The 20,469-nt window shown below is 62.3% G+C and carries 17 protein-coding genes and 1 pseudogene; 5 read left to right on the top strand and 13 right to left on the bottom strand.

Features of this window, described 5'->3' with window-relative positions; all coding sequences use genetic code 11:
- Window positions 1-43: 43 nt before the first annotated feature.
- Window positions 44-469: pseudogene (locus tag AX703_RS14055) on the bottom strand (ArdC-like ssDNA-binding domain-containing protein); the annotation flags it as partial.
- A 290-nt stretch (window positions 470-759) separates the two neighbouring features.
- Between AX703_RS14055 and AX703_RS14050 the strand changes: the two are divergent.
- The 4 genes from AX703_RS14050 to AX703_RS14035 all read left to right on the top strand — a co-directional run bounded on the left by AX703_RS14050 (window position 760) and on the right by AX703_RS14035 (window position 4,756).
- A complete protein-coding gene (locus tag AX703_RS14050; protein WP_082734593.1) occupies window positions 760-2,604 on the top strand; it encodes a bifunctional diguanylate cyclase/phosphodiesterase in 1,845 nt (614 codons plus the stop codon).
- Window positions 2,605-2,741: 137 nt separating this feature from the next.
- Window positions 2,742-3,182 (top strand): hypothetical protein, encoded by a 441-nt coding sequence (locus AX703_RS14045; RefSeq protein WP_062344928.1) that lies wholly within the window; start codon window positions 2,742-2,744, stop codon window positions 3,180-3,182.
- 3 nt (window positions 3,183-3,185) lie between these two features.
- Complete coding sequence (locus tag AX703_RS14040) at window positions 3,186-4,052, top strand: GIY-YIG nuclease family protein (RefSeq protein WP_062344926.1); 867 nt, start codon at window positions 3,186-3,188, stop codon at window positions 4,050-4,052.
- The gene (locus tag AX703_RS14035; RefSeq protein ID WP_062344924.1) at window positions 4,052-4,756 is read left to right on the top strand and encodes a hypothetical protein; all 705 of its coding nucleotides are present in this window, start codon (window positions 4,052-4,054) and stop codon (window positions 4,754-4,756) included. The genes AX703_RS14040 and AX703_RS14035 overlap by 1 nt, the downstream gene beginning before the upstream one ends.
- Window positions 4,757-4,778: 22 nt before the next feature.
- Here AX703_RS14035 and AX703_RS14030 read toward each other — a convergent pair whose 3' ends face one another.
- The 12 genes from AX703_RS14030 to AX703_RS13975 form a co-directional block, all read right to left on the bottom strand.
- Entirely contained in the window at window positions 4,779-8,051 is a 3,273-nt protein-coding gene (locus AX703_RS14030; protein WP_062344922.1) for an error-prone DNA polymerase, read from the bottom strand.
- Window positions 8,048-9,568, bottom strand: coding sequence for a DNA polymerase Y family protein (locus AX703_RS14025; RefSeq protein WP_058454233.1), 1,521 nt, complete (start codon window positions 9,566-9,568; stop codon window positions 8,048-8,050). The genes AX703_RS14030 and AX703_RS14025 overlap by 4 nt, the downstream gene beginning before the upstream one ends.
- Entirely contained in the window at window positions 9,483-10,235 is a 753-nt protein-coding gene (locus AX703_RS14020) for an ImuA family protein (RefSeq protein ID WP_024350861.1), read from the bottom strand. Before AX703_RS14020 ends, AX703_RS14025 begins: the two co-directional genes overlap by 86 nt.
- A gap of 138 nt (window positions 10,236-10,373) precedes the next feature.
- Window positions 10,374-11,984, bottom strand: a complete 1,611-nt coding sequence (locus AX703_RS14015; protein WP_062344920.1) for a hypothetical protein — start codon at window positions 11,982-11,984, stop codon at window positions 10,374-10,376.
- A complete protein-coding gene (locus tag AX703_RS14010) occupies window positions 11,981-12,796 on the bottom strand; it encodes a TIGR02391 family protein (RefSeq protein WP_231735541.1) in 816 nt (271 codons plus the stop codon). Before AX703_RS14010 ends, AX703_RS14015 begins: the two co-directional genes overlap by 4 nt.
- Window positions 12,786-13,601 (bottom strand): hypothetical protein, encoded by an 816-nt coding sequence (locus AX703_RS14005; RefSeq protein ID WP_024350864.1) that lies wholly within the window; start codon window positions 13,599-13,601, stop codon window positions 12,786-12,788. Before AX703_RS14005 ends, AX703_RS14010 begins: the two co-directional genes overlap by 11 nt.
- A 47-nt stretch (window positions 13,602-13,648) precedes the next feature.
- A complete protein-coding gene (locus tag AX703_RS14000) occupies window positions 13,649-15,394 on the bottom strand; it encodes a DUF2326 domain-containing protein (RefSeq protein WP_062344918.1) in 1,746 nt (581 codons plus the stop codon).
- Complete coding sequence (locus AX703_RS13995) at window positions 15,391-15,618, bottom strand: ABC-three component system middle component 6 (RefSeq protein WP_024350866.1); 228 nt, start codon at window positions 15,616-15,618, stop codon at window positions 15,391-15,393. The genes AX703_RS14000 and AX703_RS13995 overlap by 4 nt, the downstream gene beginning before the upstream one ends.
- On the bottom strand, window positions 15,615-16,358 hold the full coding sequence (locus AX703_RS13990; protein WP_024350867.1) for an HNH endonuclease: 744 nt from the start codon (window positions 16,356-16,358) through the stop codon (window positions 15,615-15,617). Before AX703_RS13990 ends, AX703_RS13995 begins: the two co-directional genes overlap by 4 nt.
- Window positions 16,359-16,449: 91 nt before the next feature.
- Entirely contained in the window at window positions 16,450-17,487 is a 1,038-nt protein-coding gene (locus tag AX703_RS13985) for a nucleotidyl transferase AbiEii/AbiGii toxin family protein (protein ID WP_062344915.1), read from the bottom strand.
- On the bottom strand, window positions 17,480-18,073 hold the full coding sequence (locus tag AX703_RS13980; protein WP_024350869.1) for a DUF6088 family protein: 594 nt from the start codon (window positions 18,071-18,073) through the stop codon (window positions 17,480-17,482). The genes AX703_RS13985 and AX703_RS13980 overlap by 8 nt, the downstream gene beginning before the upstream one ends.
- Before the next feature lie 118 nt (window positions 18,074-18,191).
- Window positions 18,192-19,553: a site-specific integrase gene (locus AX703_RS13975; RefSeq protein ID WP_062344913.1), complete on the bottom strand. Its 1,362-nt coding sequence runs from the start codon at window positions 19,551-19,553 to the stop codon at window positions 18,192-18,194.
- A 362-nt stretch (window positions 19,554-19,915) separates the two neighbouring features.
- Between AX703_RS13975 and AX703_RS13970 the strand changes: the two genes are divergently transcribed.
- Window positions 19,916-20,469: bile acid:sodium symporter (locus tag AX703_RS13970; protein ID WP_197423722.1), on the top strand; the 554-nt coding region annotated here is incomplete at its 3' end.

Raw genomic sequence — 20,469 nt, 5'->3', positions numbered from 1 at the left:
ATCAACTATCCATGATAGCACTCCTTAATTTCCGCCGTTACGGCGCACCGTTGAAGACGGTGAAGCGCTTGAGGAACGGGATCGCCTGCGCGTCCTCACCGCTCTCGCGGGCGCGGCGCTTCTCGTCTTCTGGCGTGAAGCGGTCCGCATATACGACGGTCGTACCGCGCGCGCCCTTGCGGACATTGCCGCCGAGCGAGAGTGCTTGACGGAAGGTGAGCCAGCTTTGACCCGGAAAGCCGTGTTCGACCACTGCGCCCCAAAGGATCAGGATGTTGATGCCCGAATAGTGCCGGCCGGTGGAAGCGTTTTTGGGCATGGCAAGCGGGGCCTTCGCGGCCGTCGTTCCCCACGGTTGGACCCAAGGCACGCGACCGGCCTCCAACTCGGCGACGATCTTGTCAGTGATCTCGTCGTAAAGGCTGGCACGGTCCTGGCCTGGGCGTGGCGAAGCAGTTCGTCTGGACATCTCAGATCTCCGCGACGGGCGCCGGAAGCCTCTCTCCCAGCCCTAAACCCGTCACGGCAATCCGGCCTTCACTCTCACTCTCAGGGGGCGTTGCGGGGTCTCCCCGCAGAAGGGGTCGGCAGAGACCTTGGGCTCGGCCGCAGGGGAAGGCCTTCCCCCCTTGTAGGATAATGAAATGTTTATCGTGTTCAGAGGTCAGCCGTTAAGCGAACTGCGATTACCATCAGCGTTGGCGAAGTGTGTTCCTGGGTGACCCGTCGTTGCTGCGCTTTCAGAACGAAATTCTACGGATGATCGCGAACGGTGAGCCGCTCTTCGACACGATGCGGCAACTTTGCTTGCGGGTCGAAAAGACATGGCCCGGTGTGCTCTGTTCGGTGTTCGCCATCGATCGAACCGGCGTCATGCGACCGTTAGCGGCACCGAGCTTCCCGGAAGCCTACAGCCAAGCGCATGACGGGGTTGCGATCGGGCCCGACACCGATGCACCCGGGCGAGCCGCGTCTTCGCGCAAGCCAGTGCTCCTGGAAGATCTCGCGTCCGACCCTCGCGCCTCCCATAGTGCGGCGATCATTCATGGACTTGGCGTATCGGCGTGTTGGTCACTGCCTGTGCTTGGGGCAGCGGGCGATACTCTAGCGGTGATGAACCTCTATTTTCACGGCGCGCGTCAGGTCGCGGATGTCGAGCGAGAGGTGGCTGAAGCCTGCGTGGAGCTCTGCGAGACAGCCTTCCGCAGACACGAGAGTACGCTCGATCGGGATCGTCGAGCGAATGTCGATGCACTGACCGGTCTGGCCAACAGGGCAGCCTATAACGGCGCGATGGCTCAGCTTCGCTGCGACGATGTCGGGTCGTGGGCACTGTTCATCATCGACCTCGACAACCTCAAGATCGTCAACGACACGTTCGGGCATCTGGCGGGCGACGCTCTGATCCGTGCCGCCTCGGCGCGTATCGCTCGCGCGATGGCGCCGGACGTCACCTATCGGATAGGAGGCGACGAGTTCGCGGTCATCCTCCAACAGCCGGCAAATGTCGCCGACCTGAATGCTGCGGCCGAACGCGTATTCGACGAGCTTGAGGTGGCGGCGGACTGCGACGGACACACCGTCGTACCTCGCGCGACCATCGGCGGCGCGACATTGAGCAAGACCGAACGCACGGCGACGAGCGTCGGAGAAGCGGCCGATTTTGCGCTCTACCATGCGAAGGAGACAGGCCGTGGCGGCTTCGTTCGCTACTGGCCTGGCATCGGCTCGCGGATTACGAGCCGGCGCGCCGCGATCCGTGATGTCTCGGAAGCCTTGGCCGAAAATCGTATCGAGGCGCACTACCAGCCGATCCTGAGGCTGGACACCGGCCTCATCGTGGGGCTCGAAGCCCTGTGCCGACTGCGATCGCGAAGCGGCGATCTTCTTCCTGCCGGCTCTTTCCAGGAAGCAACGACTGACGCTCATGTCGCCTCCGAGTTGACGGCCCGCATGATGGCGATTGTCGCTGCTGACATAGTTCATTGGCAAAACGCGGGACTGCTCGTCGAGCAGGTCAGCCTGAACGTGTCGACAGCGGATTTCTACACAGGCAGCCTCGCCAAGAAGGTCTCCGAGACCTTCTCCAAAGCCGGCATCGGGCTGAACAAGATCGTGTTGGAGATAAGCGAGGACGTCTATCTCGGGCGGAATGATCGCGTCGTAGCGCGGGAGATCGAGGTGTTGCGTGCGGCCGGAGTGCGCGTCGCCCTCGACGACTTCGGCACGGGCTACGCCTCGCTTACCCATCTGGTGAATGTGCCGGTCGATATCATCAAGATCGACCGGGCATTCGTCGCCCGGCTGTGGCCTGACGATCCGAGCACCATCATCGTGGAAGGGTTAATCGAGATCGCCCGCCGTCTCGGCGTCGCAGTGGTCGCAGTCGGCATCGAGACCGAGGTTCAGGCGAGTCAGCTTTGGGCGATGGGCTGTGGGCTTGGTCAGGGCTACGCGTTCGCATACCCCGCCGATCGCGATGCGACGGGCACGTTGCTCTACCGGCATGCAGCGTCCGGTGCCGGAACGTCTCCTCTCTATGCCGATCGACCATTGTCTCGTCCGAATGGGCGCGTTTCGAAGCGCCGTACTTCGGTGGCGTAAGAGGCGCTCCAGAAACACTTATTCCCGCGGAAGCGTAACTCCTGAAAAGAGGGTTGCGGCGAGCTCTCGCCGTCTTGGTCGATCGAAACGACACGACTCTTGCAATGCCGCCTCCAGCGTGCAAATTTGCACGATCAATGCAGGAGCGCACGATGCCCGATGATGTTGCCCCACCCCTTCGCTACTTCAAGACCGGAGATCCCGTTCACGTAAGGGCTCAGCAGGTCTGGCTGATCCTGGTGTCTACAGTCATGTCGTCCGCGCGCAATCCGCGTCGCCCGACCGTCATCACCTACGGCGATCTTGCCGAGGCCATGGGGATGGATCGCCGGGCCGGTATCACGCTCAACCGGCAACTTGGAGTGGTCGGCGACATTTGTGTGGCCAATGACCTGCCGGCGCTGAACTGCATCGTCATCAATGATCGACTCAACGCACCCGGAGATCATGTCGTCACGCGCCGCGGGCGGACGTGGCAGCAGGAACAAGCAGACGCCATGACGACTGACTGGTTTGCTGTAAGGGTGCCGACCACCGGGACCCTGCGTAAAATTCGCTCGGCGGCAGTGGCGGAATAGCGGATGAAGCTCTTCGCCACGAGAGTATGGGGTTTCGGCTTCGCGCGGCTGCCTCTTGCGACCTTCGGCGTCAAAGGCAATCTCGGGCGGCTGCTGACCCTGGCAAAGCGCGGCGACAGGCTGGTGTTCGTGGGAACACAGACGGAGCGGACCGCACCGGAGCATCAGGGCCGCATCCTGGGGATGGCTGAGATAGGATTCGAGCCCTTGCGCACGCTCGATCTCGTCGAGCGCGAGGCGCTTGATCCGAGGGACTTCGACGCTGCCGGCAACTTTAAGTTTCCGCATGCCGTCGCGACCACTCGCGTCTGGCAGTTCGAACCCGCGCCAGTCTTGACCCAGCTGTTGTCTCGACAACTGACGATGGTTGCAACCGCAGGCGTGGAGGAGATCGACGATCCAGCCGATGTCGCCGCTGTCCTCGCACTGAACGCCGTTGAGATCGATTTGCCTCCACTGCCGGCCCTCGTACGGATGCGGCGCCTGAATGACGCGCTTAGGAACACCACCGGTCCGCGCCCCACCGATGTCAGCTATAGCGTCGATCGGTCAGGCACGGACGGCGAGGCCTGGGCTTATGCATTGCAGTTCGGCAGCCGCAACGTGTGGAAGATCGGGTGGGCCGACGACATCGACGAACGCTGCGCCGCCGTGAATCAGCACATTCCCACTGAACTCGGCGGACTGGAGCAATGGACCGTGAAATTTCGACAGCGGATGAAGAACCGCGACGCCGCCTACAAGATGGAGCAACGCGTCCTCGCGTTGCTGGATGCGAAACGCAAGGGCTTTGAGCGTGTGCATTGCGCCCAACCCGATTTGCAGTCGGTTTGGGCTCGTGCCTTTCTCGACATTGTTCAGGAGGGCTGATGGATCTGTCCTACTGGATGCGGCAACGCACCGACATCATCCGGCTGTTCTACGACAAAGGCCGCGTGCCCTTCGAGCAGTTGAAGCGGGATATCGAGGAAGAGGTCCGGCCATGGGAGCCACCTTACTTCAATCCGGAAACCGACGACCCGGAGCCACCGTTCCTCGCCGAATGGATGCAGGCGGACCAGACTCGCGAACTGGTCGGGATGCTCGCGGTATCACTGCTCGCCGATACGTTGAGCCTCTACTTCACCGAGCTTGAGCGCGAGATCGGCATCGCGTTTGTTGATCCGAAAGAACGTGCAGCCTTGTTCAAACTAGGGAAGGTCGAGGCCTATCGCCAGATCATCGAGCATGTGATGGGCGAGACGTTCAGCATGTGCCCCGTCAGGTTCGACGTCATCGAACAAGTGATCCTCGCCCGCAACGACTTCGCCCATGGCCAGGATTTCGTCTCGTTCCAAACCACGCACAATGAACGAACGGTCGAGAAGCATCCGAACCCGTTCTTCACCAATCCCGCAGAGCCTGTCGACGAGGACGACCTGCGGGGATGGCGACGCCTCACGATCGAAGTTAGTCGGGAAAAGCTGATGGCGGCCATCGACGAGGTGGAGAAGTTGGCTGACTGGGTGCATCGGAACGACGAAGCCGTATGGGAGTGGCGAGCTCGGACGGTCGCCGCGAAGGAGAGAGATTGATGGCTCAGCGCCTAGCTGCGCTTCAGCGAAAATCTCTTGTCTTCACCTTGATCGTGTCCAGGTGCAGGTCTGGGATGAAAATATCGCGCGGCCGAACGGTCCGAGGCGGCAAGCCGCGTGGATCAGGCGTCGGCGAGCCGTGGTGAAACTCGTCGCCCCGACCATGCGGTAACGGGAAGGCGGTCTCTCGTTCGCCAACGCTCGCCAGATCGGCGGAAAGGTCCGTGAGCCGCTGGGCGACGAGATGGACCACTTCCCCCTCGCGCTGGACGCGACCGCGCACCGCGATCATGCCCGCGGACAGGATCGTGCGACGGTTCTGCTCGAAGACCTTCGGCCAGATCACGAGGTTCGCAATGCCGCTTTCGTCTTCCAGCGTTATGAACATGACGCCCTTGGCAGACCCTGGCCGCTGTCGGACCAGTACGATGCCGGCCGCTTCGAGCCACCGGCCGTCACGCGCCTCCATAGCTTCGAGGCAGGTGACCATTCGGCGCCGCCGCAGGTCCTGCCGCAGGAAGGATACGGGGTGATCCCGTAGAGAGAGGCTGACGTGGCGGTAGTCTTCGACGACGTCGCCACCGGCCGTCATGGGTCGGAGAACGATGGCCGGTTCGGCAATCTCGGGCACGATGTCCGCTTCGCGGGCCGAGGCCGCAGCAAAAAGCGGCAGTGGCTCATCCCGAAGTGCCTTGATTGCCCAGAGCGCTTCCCGACGAGCTAGGCCAAAGGGCGGCCGGAAACCGTCTGCCTCAGCGATCTGTGTCAACGCGCCCACGGGCACGCCAGCTCGGCGCCAGAGATCGTCCACCGACATGAAGGGATGTCCGGCCCGGGCAGCGACGATCGCTGCGCCATGGGCGTTCGCCAGACCCTTGACCATGCGCAGGCCGAGCCGGACCGCAAATCGGCCGTCATCATCGATCGGCTCGAGCGTGCAGTCCCACCGGGACGCATTGGCGCATACGGGTCGCACTTCGACGCCATGATCTCGCGCATCGCGGACGATCTGGGCCGGCGCGTAGAACCCCATGGGCTGGCTGTTCAGGAGCGCTGCGCAGAAAACGTCGGGGTGCCAGCACTTCAGCCAGGCCGACGCGTAGGCGATAAGCGCAAAAGAGGCTGCGTGGCTTTCCGGAAAGCCGTAAGAGCCGAAGCCTTCGAGTTGCTTGAAGGTCTGCTCGGCGAAGGCAGCGTCGTAGCCATTGGCCACCATGCCGGCGATCAGCTTGTCCCGGAAATGCGATACACCCCCGGTGAACTTGAAGGTCGCCATCGACTTGCGCAGCATGTCGGCTTCCCCGGGCGTGAACCCGGCGCATTCGATCGCGACGCGCATCGCCTGCTCCTGGAACAGGGGAACGCCGAGGGTCTTTCCAAGGACCTTTTCGAGCTCTGGCTTCGGATAGTGGACAGGCTCCAGCCCCTCCCGGCGCCGAAGATAGGGGTGAACCATGTCGCCCTGGATCGGGCCAGGCCGGACGATGGCGACCTGAACGACGAGGTCGTAATAGGTCCGAGGTTTCAAGCGCGGCAGCATGGACATCTGCGCGCGGCTTTCGATCTGGAAGGTGCCGAGCGTATCGGCCTTCCGGATCATCGCATAGGTGCGAGGATCCTCCGCCGGGATGGTCGCCAGATCGAGGTTTACGCCCTTGTGCTCGGCGAGCAGATCGAGGCCCTTCTTCATGCAGGTCAACATGCCGAGCGCCAGGACGTCGACCTTCATGAACTTGAGAGCGTCGATATCGTCCTTGTCCCATTCGATGACCTGGCGATCGACCATCGACGCGGGCTCGATCGGCACGAGATCGTCGAGGCGGTCATGGGTGAGCACGAAGCCGCCAGGGTGCTGGCTGAGATGGCGGGGAGCGCCCATCAGCTGCCGGGCAAGGTCGAGCGTCATCCGAAGGCGCCGATCGGCGAGGTTGAGGTTCAACTCCTCGACGTGACGCTTCTCGACGCCTTCCTCCGACCAAGCCCAGACCTGCGACGACAGAGTGCCGATCAGGTCTTCGGGCAGGCCGAGCGCCTTGCCGACGTCCCTCAGCGCGCCCTTGGTGCGATACCGGATGACGGTCGAGCACAACGCTGCATGCTCTCGGCCATAGGTCTCGAACACCCACTGCATGACGATCTCGCGCCTCTCATGCTCGAAATCGACGTCGATGTCGGGCGGCTCGCGCCGTTCCTCGGAGATGAATCTCTCGAACAGCAGGTCGTTGCGGCCCGGATCGATCGAGGTGATGCCAAGAACGTAACAGACGGCGGAGTTGGCGGCCGATCCGCGACCCTGACACAGAATGTCCTTTGACCGCGCGAAGCGAACGATGGAGTTCACGGTCAGGAAATAAGGCGCGTATTCCAGTTTCTCGATCAACCGCAACTCATGCTGGAGGGCGGCGGTCACGCTTTCGGGTACGCCCTCGGGATAGCGTTCAGCGGCCCCCTCCCAGGTGAGCTTTGACAATGTCTGCTGGGGCGTAAGCGCGGGATCGTCTCGCTCTTCCGGATACTGGTATGCAAGTTCGTCGAGGCTGAAGCGGCAGCGGTCCGCGATCTGCAGCGTCCGGGCAAGGGCCTCGGGATAGCGGTTGAACAGACGATGCATTTCGTCCGGCGGCTTGATGTAGCGATCGGCATGTCGCTCTCGCCGATCGCCAAGCGTATCGATCGTGACGTTGTGACGGATGCACGTGACCACGTCCTGCAGGATCCGCCGGGTCGGCTCGTGGAAGAGGACGTCGTTCGTCACCACGGTGGGCACGCGCATCTGTGTGGCCATGTTCGAAAGCTCATGCAGTCGGAGCTGATCGTTTGGCCGGCGGCGCAAGGTGAGCGCGAGATAGACTCTGTCGCCGAAAGCGTCCCGCAATCGCCGCAGCCGGAACGCGCACTCGTCATCCGCCAGGTCGGGTACAAGTGTGACGATCAGGCCTTCACCATACGCGACGAGATCAGGCCATTCGAGGACGCACCGGGCCTTGCCCCCTCGCTTTTTGCCGAGGGACAGAAGACGGCAGAGGCGCGAATAAGCGGGTCGATCCGTCGGATAGACCAGCACGGATGTCCCGTCAGCGAGGTCGAGCCGGCAACCGACAATCAGGCGAACGCCGGTCGTCTTGGCCGCTTCATGAGCACGGACGACGCCGGCGAGCGAATTCCGATCGACGATGGCGACGGCCTCGATCCCAGCCAAGGCCGCTTGCGCAAACAGTTCCTCGCAGGAGGACGCGCCGCGCAGGAAGCTGAAGTGTGAGGTGACCTGCAGTTCGACGTAGCGAGGTGAGCTCATCCGAAGACCCCGTGGATGAACCAGCGGTGCGACCCCGTCGCCGTGTCTTCGCCGTCACCGGCACGATAAAGCCAGTAGCGTTCGCCGGCGTCGTCCTCGACCCGAAAATAGTCTCGGACGGCGACCAATTCGGCGTCGCGCTTCCACCACTCTCCGAACACGCGCTCCGGTCCATCACCCCGGCGCAGTCGGCGACGCACGCCGCGCCAGGTGAATGAAACGGGCGGATGATCAGGCAAGAGCGCTACAGTCTCGACCTGCTCCGGATGGGCCAGCAGACGCGAGGGCCGCGGCCAATGGCCGGGCCATGCTGCGCCCGTATCGGCGGCCATCGCCGGAATGCGGGCAACGGAGCGTTCCGGGACGTCGCTCGCAACCGGCGCCAGCCGATAGAGCGCCTGCTCGCCCACCCGGTTCATGAGCGTATCGATCAGGTCCGAGACGTCCGGCACACTCTCCTCGATAAGCGAACTAACGGTTTGCCGGCGCTCGATCGGCTCGGCGACGCTGGCTGCAAGCGTCATCACCTCGATTCCAAAGCCGGGCTCGATCGTCTCGATCTTGTCGCATAGGAGGCGCGTCAGGCGCTTTGCATCCCGGACCGGCGTTGCCATTCCAACCCGGACCGCCTGTGAGCGACTGTCGACACGGTGGCAGATAAGGTCGAGGCGTCGTGCGCCGAGACCCGCTGCCTCGAGGCGGTCGCAGAGCTGATCGACGAGCTTGGCGATGTAGCGGGCGATGGTCTCCGCCGCGCCAATCGGTTCCGCGAACGACCTGCGCACTTCGATCAGGTCGGCGGGTCGAATCGGATCGATCGGCTCTGACAGATCGCCAAGCGCCTGATCGATACGGCGGCCGATCGCTGGACCGAAGCGCAGGGTGAGCGGCGCGCGCGGCTGCGCGAGGATATCGCCGATGGTTTCAAAGCCAAGCGTCCGCAGCGCCGCGACTATCGAAGCGTCGATGCGCAGCGCGGCCAGCGGAAGCGGTTCCAACAGCGATGCATCATGACGTTCAGGAGCGATTATCGTCGCGCGGGCTGCAAACCGGGCCAAGGCGTGGGCCGCGCCCCAGCTGTCGGCGATCGCACCGCGAGCGGCGATACCGGACATGGCCAGCCTACCGATCAGGCCCTCCAGCATGACAGCTTCGCCGCCGTGAAGGTGATCGGCTCCGGTCGAGTCGATGATGATCCCGTCTGGAGGATCAGGGGCCACGACAGGCGCGTAGCGCAGGAGCCAGGTGGCGAGCCGATCAAGTGCCTCCACATCGGCTGCCGGCTCGGCATCTTGCACGATGAGGTCTGGCACCAGGACCTGAGCCTTGGTCACAGGCATGCCGGGGCGAAGGCCGGCGGCCACGGCAGCAGCATTCGCCGCCAGCACCACCCGCCTGTTTCCTTCCCGGCCAATCAGGACGAGCGGCGCCTCAGCCGGAGGCGCCGCGTCGCCAGCCTTCCGCCGGAGCCGGTCGGTGGACCAACTCGGCAGGAAGAGCGAGACGACCCGTGTCATCGCACGCCTCCAACTCGAAATCTGCACTCTCGCCCGCGCGTGCGCGGATCAGTTCGACCAGCCAGCGGGCACGCCCTACGCCCGGAACAGGTAGGGGTGTCGATGGCACCATAGACACGCGCCAGCGTGTCATCGCGGCGGTGGGTTGGCCGAAATCAGTGGCCTCGGTCTGTCGTCGCCAACGCCGCAGCGCGATCCCGATCGATCCGCTTCCCTCGGCCGCCAACTGCAGGCGGCGCGAGGCTGTCATGGAAAGCCGCGCCACCTCACCGAGAACCGCCCCGAGGCCACCATGGCGCAGCCCTTCCTCCATGCAGGCCAGCACGGTCTTGTCATCACCGGCTTCGAGATAGATTACGCGATCGGACGCAAGACCTGCCTGAGCGATCGCCGGCGCGAACAGGTCCGGACGGGTGATACACCAGAGGATCTTGCCCTTGGTTCGAGCCGCGACGCCCGCGCTGAACAAGGCTGCTGCGGCGCCATCGACCGCGCCATTCCCACCGCCGGCGATCTCATGCAGCGCGCCGAGCGCCAACCCGCCACCCGGGAGTCGTGAGTCGACGTCGGCAATCCCAAACGGGAGAACCGATTTGGCACGCCGGCTTCTGCCTTCGATCTTCTCGATCTGCGCGCGCAAAGACTCTATGGCGGGCTCGGGCCGCACGCTCCCAGTTTACCTCCGGATAGGGGTTCGTCATCATGTTCCCTATTTGTTCTAGATTTCAGCTGCGAGAGTCAAGGTCGATTCTGCGCCGTCAAAGGACCAGCGGCGCACGCGCCTCAAGCTGTTGATAGCGGCCGTTCAGCCTTGTTTGGGCACGGCGCCGTTAGCGTCGGCACGCGGCGTCATGGTGATGTTGCGCGGGTCGATGATGAGCTTTAGGTCGGCGGCGGCAGCCTGATCGAGCCCATATTCCTCGAGGTCGTCGACGACCGGGCGAACATCGAAAGCTTCAAACCGCGTTGAGCGATACCGCCATTCGACGTCGTCGGTCTCCTCGAAGAAGACCTTGGCGCTGAAGCTGATGCTCGTACCGGCGAATGACATGCTGTTGAAGTAGAGGCCTGCGGGTGGGGGCCCACTCTCCTCGACGTCGAGGCTTTGGAACTCGAATCGCGCGTCCGGGCGAGGATTGAGCAGGATGTCCACAACCATACGTGCGTCATTGGCCGCCCAGAATGCATCGAATTTGAAGCGCTCGGTCGAGCGCAGGCCGGCGTTGGTTAGCAAGCGCAGCCAACCATCCACGAAGGTCGAGATGAGTGGCACCTCGTCGAGATATGGGCCTGTGAGCGGTTCATTGACTGGGAAGGTAATCGGGGGGATCCGGCTGTTCCCAGAAATGGTTAGCGTCGATCGCTCGGATGCCATGAGCGTCAGGCCGCGCAGTAGTTCCGCCCACTCTTCGAGCGTGTATTCCAAATCGTCGATTGAGCCGACGCTTTCGAACCTGAGCGCGGGAGGGGTGAGCCGAATGATGAAGTCCCGGCTGCGGACGAGCAGTTCGGGTCCATGCGGTTCGAGGATCGGCGGACCGATGAACATCTCGCCATCGAACCGCGCCGCCTGCGCGAACCCGGGGCCTCGGATCGCGATCTCGCATGATCCGAGCGACGGCGGCGTCAGTCGAAGTTCCTCGATGTCGTCAAATAGCGTGCCTTGATACGGAAGGCGGATGCCGAAGCGGCTATCGTAGACACGCAAGCGGTGCGGTTTTAGGGGCGCAAGACCGAGCAGCAGGTTGGCGAAATGCTCCGGCCCCTCGATCTGGAGTAGCGCCTCGGCTTCGAACTGGCCGTTCTCATAGCCGAGTTCATCGAGCTGACGCTGCTTCTTCGCGGTATAGGCGCCTGGATCTTGTCCGCAGGCGGCCGATAAGGCCGACGAGAGGCCGGCGGCGGTCGGCTCGAAACGCTGTCCGACTTTCTCATAGTCATAGCTGATGTCGACATGATTGATGTCGTGCGCTTTTCGAGCCTCCGCCAATCGCAATCGCTTGAGCACCCGGGCGAGTTCGTTGCCGATGAGATGGACGAGGTAAGCCGACTGGATTTCACCATCGGCCCGCATTCGGAAGACGATGACCAGCGCCGGCCGAGGATCCTTGGCGAGGCGATCAATGGCGGACAGGCTGAGTCGGATGCGGTTTCCGGTGCGGCCGAGCGTCGACTTCAGTTGGACCCGGGCGGCATTGGTCTGGCGCCGATCGAGCGGTAGCGACGATTGTCCGCCTGATCCCATTGGGAACTCCACGATGAAGTCCCAGCCCATAATGTCGACGGTACTCTTGTTGCAGAAGAGCCCGGCGCGTTCGCAGAGCAGCTCAAAATGGCGCTCGCCGATGCGGCCGATCCGATCGGATTCCAGCTCGGGGTCATCGTCTTGTCCGCCGTCGGCGCCCTTCGTGGTCATGTGCGCGCCGGCATATGGGCGGCATCGAGCCGGCGGTGGATGAGCGACACGATGGTGAGCAGGTCTTCGGCATCTTCTTTGGACATAGCCCAATGGATGCGCGCCTCATGTGCAGTGGGGTTGCGGAACATGCCGAAGGTGCCACGGACCAGATTTGCGAACCCGCTTTGCTCACTCCGCTCGCTTGCGGTGGATAGCGGGTTGATCGCAAGCATCGGCGGACTCCCGGCAAGTGTCCGATCGACGAGCGTAGCGCCGTCATCGGAGAGCCCTGTCCGCGATCGCATCTTATCAGCGACGCTTTTGACCGCTTCTTGCACCGCATGAAAGTAATTGTCGGCGAGAAGCTCGGCGCGGCAGAATTTCAGGACGTCCGGGTGCACACCGCGACCTTCAAGGTCTGCTCGCAAGTCGCGCGCGCGCCGCTGAGCCTCAGGTAGGGTCTGGGCGACATCCGCCGATTTCAGCTCGCCGGACTCATCGACCACAAGTCCTGCGAATGCCAACGCTAGGTTTAGGCGAGCCCGCATAGGCTCATAGCGGTGCGGCTCGCGGCTGTAACGCGCCGGCTTCATGGCGAGCCGGATGAACTCAAGGATATTGGTGCGGTTGCGTTTGGTATTCTGGCATCCTGCGAAGGCGTTATAGATACGGACGCGCTTCGTCATAGGTCCCGGATCGGCAATCTTGCACGACCCAAGCAGGTGCTCGATCTCCGGCCCGGTCAGGCCTTCTGCAGTGTCGCCAAGCGCGCCGGCGATCGCTTCCAACTGATCTTGTGAAAAGAACGCCATATCGGGCTCACTGACCATAGGCGAGTCGCCGCAGGAAGGTCCTGGCGGTGACAAGAACGACATGCAGGCGGAAGGTGCTGTGGTCTTCATCCGAGAGGCCCGGATGCGAACCCTCCGTGTGGAGCATTTTGAAGAGGCCGTTGACGTAGTTCTTGCCGTCTTGGGTCCACTCGTTGCGATCCGTGGCAAGGAAGCCAATCTCAGCGAGCAAAGCGCGCCGGTTTTCTGAGCTGGGCCGTTGACCCGCTTCCTGTGGTCGCACGTTGCGCGCGATGTCGTCGAACAGACTTTCCAGGAAGGTCCGGAGCTGGCTGTTGCAAGCCGCCCAATCGCCGCGGGTATGCGCTTCGATCGCCTGTTCGAGATGACCGAGAGGAGTTGTGAAGCCGAATGACTTGAGAAGCTGATGCACCTCGTCGTCCGTTTGGGGGAGGTGGATGTCGCCGGGCAGCGCCGCGCGGATGGACGCGTTCGGCCCGTAGTCGTCCCACGTCAAAACATATCCATCACGCGCAAGGCCACGTGCGAAGGCCGTTTGCAGAGCGTGCGTAGCGTGTTGTTGCGCTAGCTGCGCGGCTTGCCGGATTACCGCCTCGCCAAGGGTCATGCTACCTTCGAGCGTGTCGAGCACGGCCTCGGCTCGTTGCACAACGATCCGGCCTAGCAAGGCGCACTTGTTGGCGACGCTGAGGGAGGTGCTGGTGGAAATCTCGTCCTCCAGGCCGAGGCGGAGGACCATCTGGTTGAACCGTGCCTGGCTGTGTTGCTCCAGCAACTCAACGGCGGCGATCAGCGTGGGTCGGGTGAACGGCACAGATCTCATGCTGGGGACGCCCTATGGGCACGATCGTGCTGCATGTCGCCCCTCGCTCAATAACGGAACCCAAGGAGGCTTCCGGTCGGATCAGTATCGGTGAGCCGGAGGCGGACGAGGCTCTCGTAGTCAAAGCCTGACGTAAAGTCGCCCACAGGAACCATGTCGGTGTTGAGTGTGCAGATGTACTGGAAGCCGTGTTTTGCAGCCATTGCGGCGGCAAGTTCCAAAGCATGGGCGCGCTGCCGCGGGTCAACACCGTCGAAAATTGTGCTGTCGTGGATCAGGAAGTCGATCCCGAGACCACGCTGGCGCGCGAACGAGATCAGCATGAGATCGTAGCAGAAGATTTTCATCTTGCTAATGCCCTCGCTTGGGCTGCCCGCGATCTCGACGTCGAATTTGTAGCCCGTGTCGTCGATATCGATGACCAGGCGGCCGGGCGACTTGTAGAGGCTCTCCGAGAATTCCGAGAAGAGGCTGAGCGCCCGGGACCACAGCGCACGCCGCTCTTCATAGTCGAGGGTTGTCGCGCGTTTCAGCTCGACGGTCTCGACCTTGATCGTGTCCGCCTTGGTGGTCATCTGACGAAGCTGAGTGATCCTGTTGGTCAATTCGTCGACCTTCAGCCGGGTGGCTGCATGCAACTCCTGTAACTGCGTCAGTTCCTCCAGCGCGCCTTGTCCCGCAAGCGCGCTGAGGTAGTTGGCACGGCGATCCGTCAGGTTCGCGATATCGGTCTCACGCTCGCTGACGGCAGCTTCCAGCGCGGCAATCTCGCCGGCGATGAACTCACGGCGATTGGCGATGATCTGGGCGTTGAATGCCCGCGCATCCGCCAGCGTCTTCTTGACGGCGCCAGGTAGGGCGATGCCCGCTTCGCCGTAAAGGGCTTCCAGACGGTCCTCGGTCGGAGCGTCTTCGCTCACCAACGAGTCACGGTAGCGATCGAGCCGGCGCTTATCCACGATATTGGCGTTGACCAGGCCATGGATTTCGCTGGTCAGAAGGTTCGCCTGAGTCTCGATTTCACGGTACTGCGGAAGAACGCGAAAATTCGACAGCGCCTCGCGTTCACGCTCAAGCTGGGTTGAAAGGCGCAGGCGCTCGGCTTCGAGCTCACCGAGCGAGGCCAGTTCGCCGTCGACGGCTCCGGTCTTGATCGCCTGTTTGAGCGCATCGAGCGCGTTCTTTTGATCTTTGAGCTGCTGCCAAGTCGCGGCCTTCTCCCAATTCAGGCCGAGAAGGAAAGCATTGTGGACCTGAATGTCCCAAGTCTTCTGATTGTCGAAATGCTTGAAGGGGATGTTGTAGGCGGCTGTCTGGTTGCGCACGAAGTAGGAAAGCAGCGACCGCGCCGAGGGCTTGTATCCGGATTCCGCCGACAGATCGCTAATACCGAATAGGGCCCAGGCAAGAACGGCTCGCCATTTCTTAGCGTCGAGACCCGGAACGCCTTCCTTGTTCGGCGTTGGCCGGACAGGCCAGTCGTCGGTGGCTCCTTCGATGGCGAAGAATCCGGGTGTATCGGTCGCTCGCGTCACGGCGACATCGCGGCCGGACAGGGAGAGTTCCAGCGTGAACGCCCAACCCTGCAAAGCCTCGATGCGAAGCCCTTTTCCGGGTGAGGTATTGCTGGCGAGGCAGAAATCGATGATCTCGATGAGCGTCGATTTGCCGAGAGCGTTCGTCGTGTCCTTATCACCGGCCGAGGTGGATCGGTCGGCCAGGATAAGATTGACACCCGGCTGAAGGAACGCGGTGTGAAAGCCTTTCTGGTTGGCGCGAACGGCTCTGATCATGAGGCGGTCCTGACGATAAGGCCGTCCCGGATCTCGATCGCACCGATCAGATAGAGGAGGTTCGATGCCAGCACGAACCGCTCGAAGTTCCCGACGTTCGGTTCCGTGCGCAGACGCTCCCACAGGCCCGAAACGGTCATGGGCATGCTGAGATGCGCGAGCAGCGTGGCGCCGACGCCGATCAGCGCCTCGTTCTGCGGGATATGTTTGGTCGGAAGAATCATTTCTCAAACACGTCGCAGATTTCGAAGAGATAGATGAGAACAGCGATGCCTGCGGTCTTATCGGCTTGTCGTCGCAGACCGCGCTGGGCAAAGGCGCACATCAACTCGAAAAGCTCGTCGCCCTTATGGCCCTCTTTCCGGCGAGCATAATATTCTTCAAGGAAGCCGGCCTTCAGCCGCTCAGGAAAGTCAGGATCGAGTTGAGCTTCCGCTTCAACATACTCGGCAACGGTGGCGCGCGAGGTCAGTCCCGCGGCGATGATGTGACGAGATCCATTCGAGAGCGCGTTCTTTTTGATCTTCTCCTCCGGAGCGAGGAGATCGAAAGAGCCATTTGGGGCCGGCGCTTGGCTCGCAACCCAAGAGACGGCGTTCTGCAATTCGGGGAAGGCGACGTCAGCAAAGGCCTCTTCCATGGCTTGCCGGACCTGCTTTTCGTGGCTCTCCTTCAGTTGCAGAAGGGTCGCGGTCGGCCAATCGGCCTCGACCTTGTCGATGATCGTGTGGTGATCGGTGCATAGATAGATGAGGTTCCGGACGTTATCGCGCTCGTCATCGGTCATCGACGCGTCATAACGGGCAGCGGTCGGCTTCTCACCACGGATGTGCGCGGCCTCGCCGACATAGGTATCGTCTCCCACCTGGGCGTCGTAGGTGAGGTGCTTGCCGCAATTCGGAAATGCGCACACTCCGCCGCTCCGAAAGGCCAGAATAATTCTGGTCGGGTAACTAGCGCTCATAGCCTACGCCTGTCCGCGCGCGAACGTTGCCATGGTCTCGGTCAAAGGATCGAAGGGCGTTGATGAGCATTCCCCCGGGGCGAGTGCCTACTTAGCTGTTAATGACGTCTTGGAGTGCAGCAATTTTTTCTAGTATATCGTCAAATGACGGCGGTGTTTGGTCAAACATCATCGGCGCCATCGCCCGATAATCTGCTTTCAGGTCTTTCACGCGCGCGTCGGTCGGCGTCAGCCGGAGTGTGCCTGGCCGAGCCTTATCGTAGTTGGCCCAGTTCGAACGAAAGAAGGTGGTTTTGTGATGCGCGACCTGCGCCAGTAGATTGAAGTCGGCAACGGCGGCTTGGCCCTCATCCGTGTCGAGGAGCATGGCGAGGTCGTAGTAGTGCCGAGAGAAATACTGCGGCGTCGGTGACGCGGCGGGGCGATGCGCTTCCGCATGGAGAGCGGTTGCCTTTTCCCAGAAAGTCCGCCGCGCTGACAGCACCGTTACGCTGGTGTCGGCATCGGTGAAGAAGTCCGGATAGTCGTCGGCCGCGTAGGGGCGTATGACTTTTTCCTCGGTCGGCCAGGGATCGCCGCGCGCGCCGAGCTCGAATTTTACGCGCGGCGTGATGTAGGCCATGCCTTCGTATTCGGCGGCAGGGAGCGCGGTCGGATAGTGGAAGTTGACGGTCTGCGCGTCACCGGCGTCTATCTCTAGCGACCACTCGCTTTCGGTCGGCTCGCCGAGTTGGCCGACGATCGCGGCGCGAAGCGCTGGGAGAAGTTTCTCGGCGATGTGCTGCTCGACATCGCTGACCAGGTCGTCGATCAGCCGACCCGCCTGCTTCTTGCTGATCCCCTCCTTATCGGGGTCGCGCTCGCCGGTGTATCCGAGTTCGGCACGGTCGAACGACAAGTCGATGTCCTCGGAGAACCGGCGAATACCGTTGAATGCCTTGGAGAGCGACGTGCCGCCCTTAAAAACGAGGGTTGCAGTGGTGCCCTTCGGTAGACCGAACAGGCGCTTCAGGCTCCAACATACCCAGAAGTCCTTTTCGATGATCGTATTGGCGACGCCCCGCCGGGCGCCGGTCTCCCCGAAGAGAGCTGCGCGATCGTCGGTGGGAAGGCGAGCGACATCATCCATCGATATCGGCCACCGCTGCGTGGGCAATCGAGACGAGCGTGGGCCGCATCCAGGCGGGCGCTTGAAGGGCGGTTGAGGCCAACGTCTTCTTGTCGTTGGCCGAAAGCCGGTGCGCCGCGACCTGCGCGACGTCAGCCGCCCGAACGGGGCCGACATGACGAAGCGCCTGAACCACCGTCCCGGCGGGGCTGCCCGGTGCGATCAGATGCTTGGGCGAGGCGTGGCGAAGGTCGACGATGCGCTTTCCCAGCACGACGCGCCGCGACGGGCCGTCGGTCAGATAAGTGCTTTGTGCCGGAACCTGGGTCGAAAGGCCGAGCGCGTTCGCTGCGCGCGCTCCGGCGATCTGCACCTGCGAGCCGGTCTCCCGCGCAAGAGCGTGGGCGACATCGTCCGGCGCGGGTGACAACGCCCCAAGTTTCGGGTGCAGCTTGGGAAAGTCGTAGAGCCCACGTGCAAGCCGCCGGAGCTGTCCGCCCTTCACCAATCGAGAAAGTGCCTGATCGACAGAGGAGCGGGCGGCAACTGTGAGGAAGTCGCTAGGCGTGAAAACGCTGCCACGTCCGCTAGCGCGGACGCGTTTCATGACCCGGTCGGGGACTGAGGCGTTTACCGTTTTCATGTGTCAGAAAATAAGGCAGGTTTTTCTGACATGCAAGGGGCGGCATTCCCCGTTCTAGAGTACGACCGCCACTTGCTACGCATTATGCCGCGGCGCGTTGCTCGTCATTTGCCGCGCCGGCGGCGTCCGGTGCAGCAGCCTGTTGCAAGAAGCGAGCGAGTGCTGCGCGGCGAGAATCCCGATCCACGGCATAGGCCGTCTGCTTGAATTCAATGCCGTCCAGGAGGCCCTGGATGTAGCCGGAGATGGTATCGGCGGCCATGATCAGTGCCGTGTCGAGCGTGTGAATGTAGTTGCTGGTGACGGAGCCCTTCGAATGACCAACCAAAGCAGCGATGGTGACCTCCGTGAAACCAAGATCATTTGCGATGCTGGCGAAGCTATGTCGCAGGACATGAGGCGTGATGTCGGCGAGCGGCGTATCGTCGAATATCTGCTCCCAATGGTTCGGCAAGCTTCCGAAAGCGTTATCATCTCCTTGTCCCGGGAAGACGTAGGTGCCTGCTCTCACTTTCCGGCGCTTCTCAAGATATTCCACGGCGGGCAGGCCGATTGGGCGGATCGACCTTCCCTCTTTGCTGTCCGTCAGTCGCAAGCAGCTTGAATCGGTATCAGCTTCTGCCCAAGTCAGAGTGACCATTTCGGTTCGGCGGCAGCCGGTCAGCGCAAGCTGGCGGATCAATTCGACCGAAACCTCATATTTCTCGTTCTCGGCCGCTTTAGCGAGCAACTGGCCAAGCACGCGATATTCGGCCTCGCTGAGCCTCCGAGCGCGGACGCTGTCCTTCGGTCGCCGCACACCGTGGGCAGGGTTCACTTCGATAATGCCAGCATCCACGGCGTAGGTGAGAATTCCGCCGAACAGGCCGATCGTACGGGTAGCCGTCCCGGCTCCGCCCTTGACGATCGATTTTCCTCGCAGCTTCTTCGTCTTGGCAACGAGGCGCGTCTTGCCCGCCATGATGTCCTTCATGGCCTTGTTGACTTCGGCCTTGGTCAGATCCTTCACCCGTCGGGAACCGAGCAAGGGGACGATGTGCCGGTGGATTCGGCCAATGTCCGAGGCGATCGTGCCTGGCTTCTTGGGGCGCCCGCCTTTTCCGAGAATGAGGCCGGCGTTCAGGTCGGCGAGGTAGAGGTCGCACAGCTCTTTGACCGTGATCGCCCTATTGTCGAGCTGCTTCTCTTCTGCAGGGTCTTCGCCTTTAGCGATACGCCCCAGTTGCACCTTCGCTTCCTGGCGGGCCCGCTCGGGAGTCCAGACGCCGTGCAGGCCAATCGTAAAGCGTCTCGATCGCTTACCGAGCCGATACTGAATGACGTAGCTGCGCTTGCCGGAGGCGAACACTCTGAGGCCGAAACCGGGCAGCTCGTCGTCCCAAATGACGTAATCTTTTTCGCGACTGTCTGCGGCGTCGACGACCCGTTTAGTGAGCTTAGGCATGGGCTTCCTCCGACCCTACCGTTTCCTCTCGCGTAAGCACCACGTAAGCACGCGGGCGAAAACTGTGGCGGGGAGAAGAGTAGCTTCGGCGGAGAAGGAATTCAAATTGTTTAGCGTTTACAGAGAGATAGGCGGGCATTGGCGGCTCCTTGCGCTTTTTGGCGGAGCTAGCCATATTCCCTCCGAAGGCAAAGGCCACAGGTTCGAATCCTGTCGGGTGCGCCATTGCCATTCGCTGAGACGGTCGCCAGTTGCGCGCGCCAGTGTCAGGTCCCTGCTCCAACGCCAGAACCCTGTGCCTTGACACACTGTCGCAAGCGCACAAGAGGTCCGCACCCCTTTCGTTGAAGCAGGTCCCTTATATGTTCCGGCGCATCGCCTCCCTGCTCGATCCATTCCTGCTCGCTCTTGTTGCAACGGTCGTCCTCGCCAGCGTGCTGCCGGCGCGCGGCGCATTCGTGCCGCTGGTCGATGGAGCGGCAGATGCGGGGATCGTGCTGCTCTTCTTTCTCCACGGTGCCAAGCTGTCGCGTGAAGCGATCTGGGAGGGGGCCCGCAACTGGAGACTGCACCTGGCCGTGCTGGCGATGACTTTCGCGCTGTTCCCGCTGCTGGGGCTTGCCGCTCGCGCCCTGCCGTTTCTCCCGGTCGAATTCGGTGCGGGCTTGCTCTTCCTTGCTCTGCTGCCCTCCACGGTCCAGTCCTCGATTGCCTTTACCGCCATCGCCCGCGGGAACGTGGCAGCTGCGGTCTGCGCTGCATCGTTCTCGAACTTCGCCGGGATTTTCGTCACGCCGGCGCTTGTTGCGCTGTTGATGGGCGGGGCAACAGGCGGGTTCTCCTGGGCCTCTGCCGAGACCATCGTGCTGCAGTTGCTCCTCCCGTTCGTGGCGGGGCACCTGCTGCGTCCGTGGAT

The organism is Novosphingobium sp. CCH12-A3, assembly GCF_001556015.1.
GTDB lineage: Bacteria > Pseudomonadota > Alphaproteobacteria > Sphingomonadales > Sphingomonadaceae > Novosphingobium > Novosphingobium subterraneum.
Note: the sequence above shows the minus strand (reverse complement) of the source record. Positions and strands in the feature narration are given on the sequence as shown.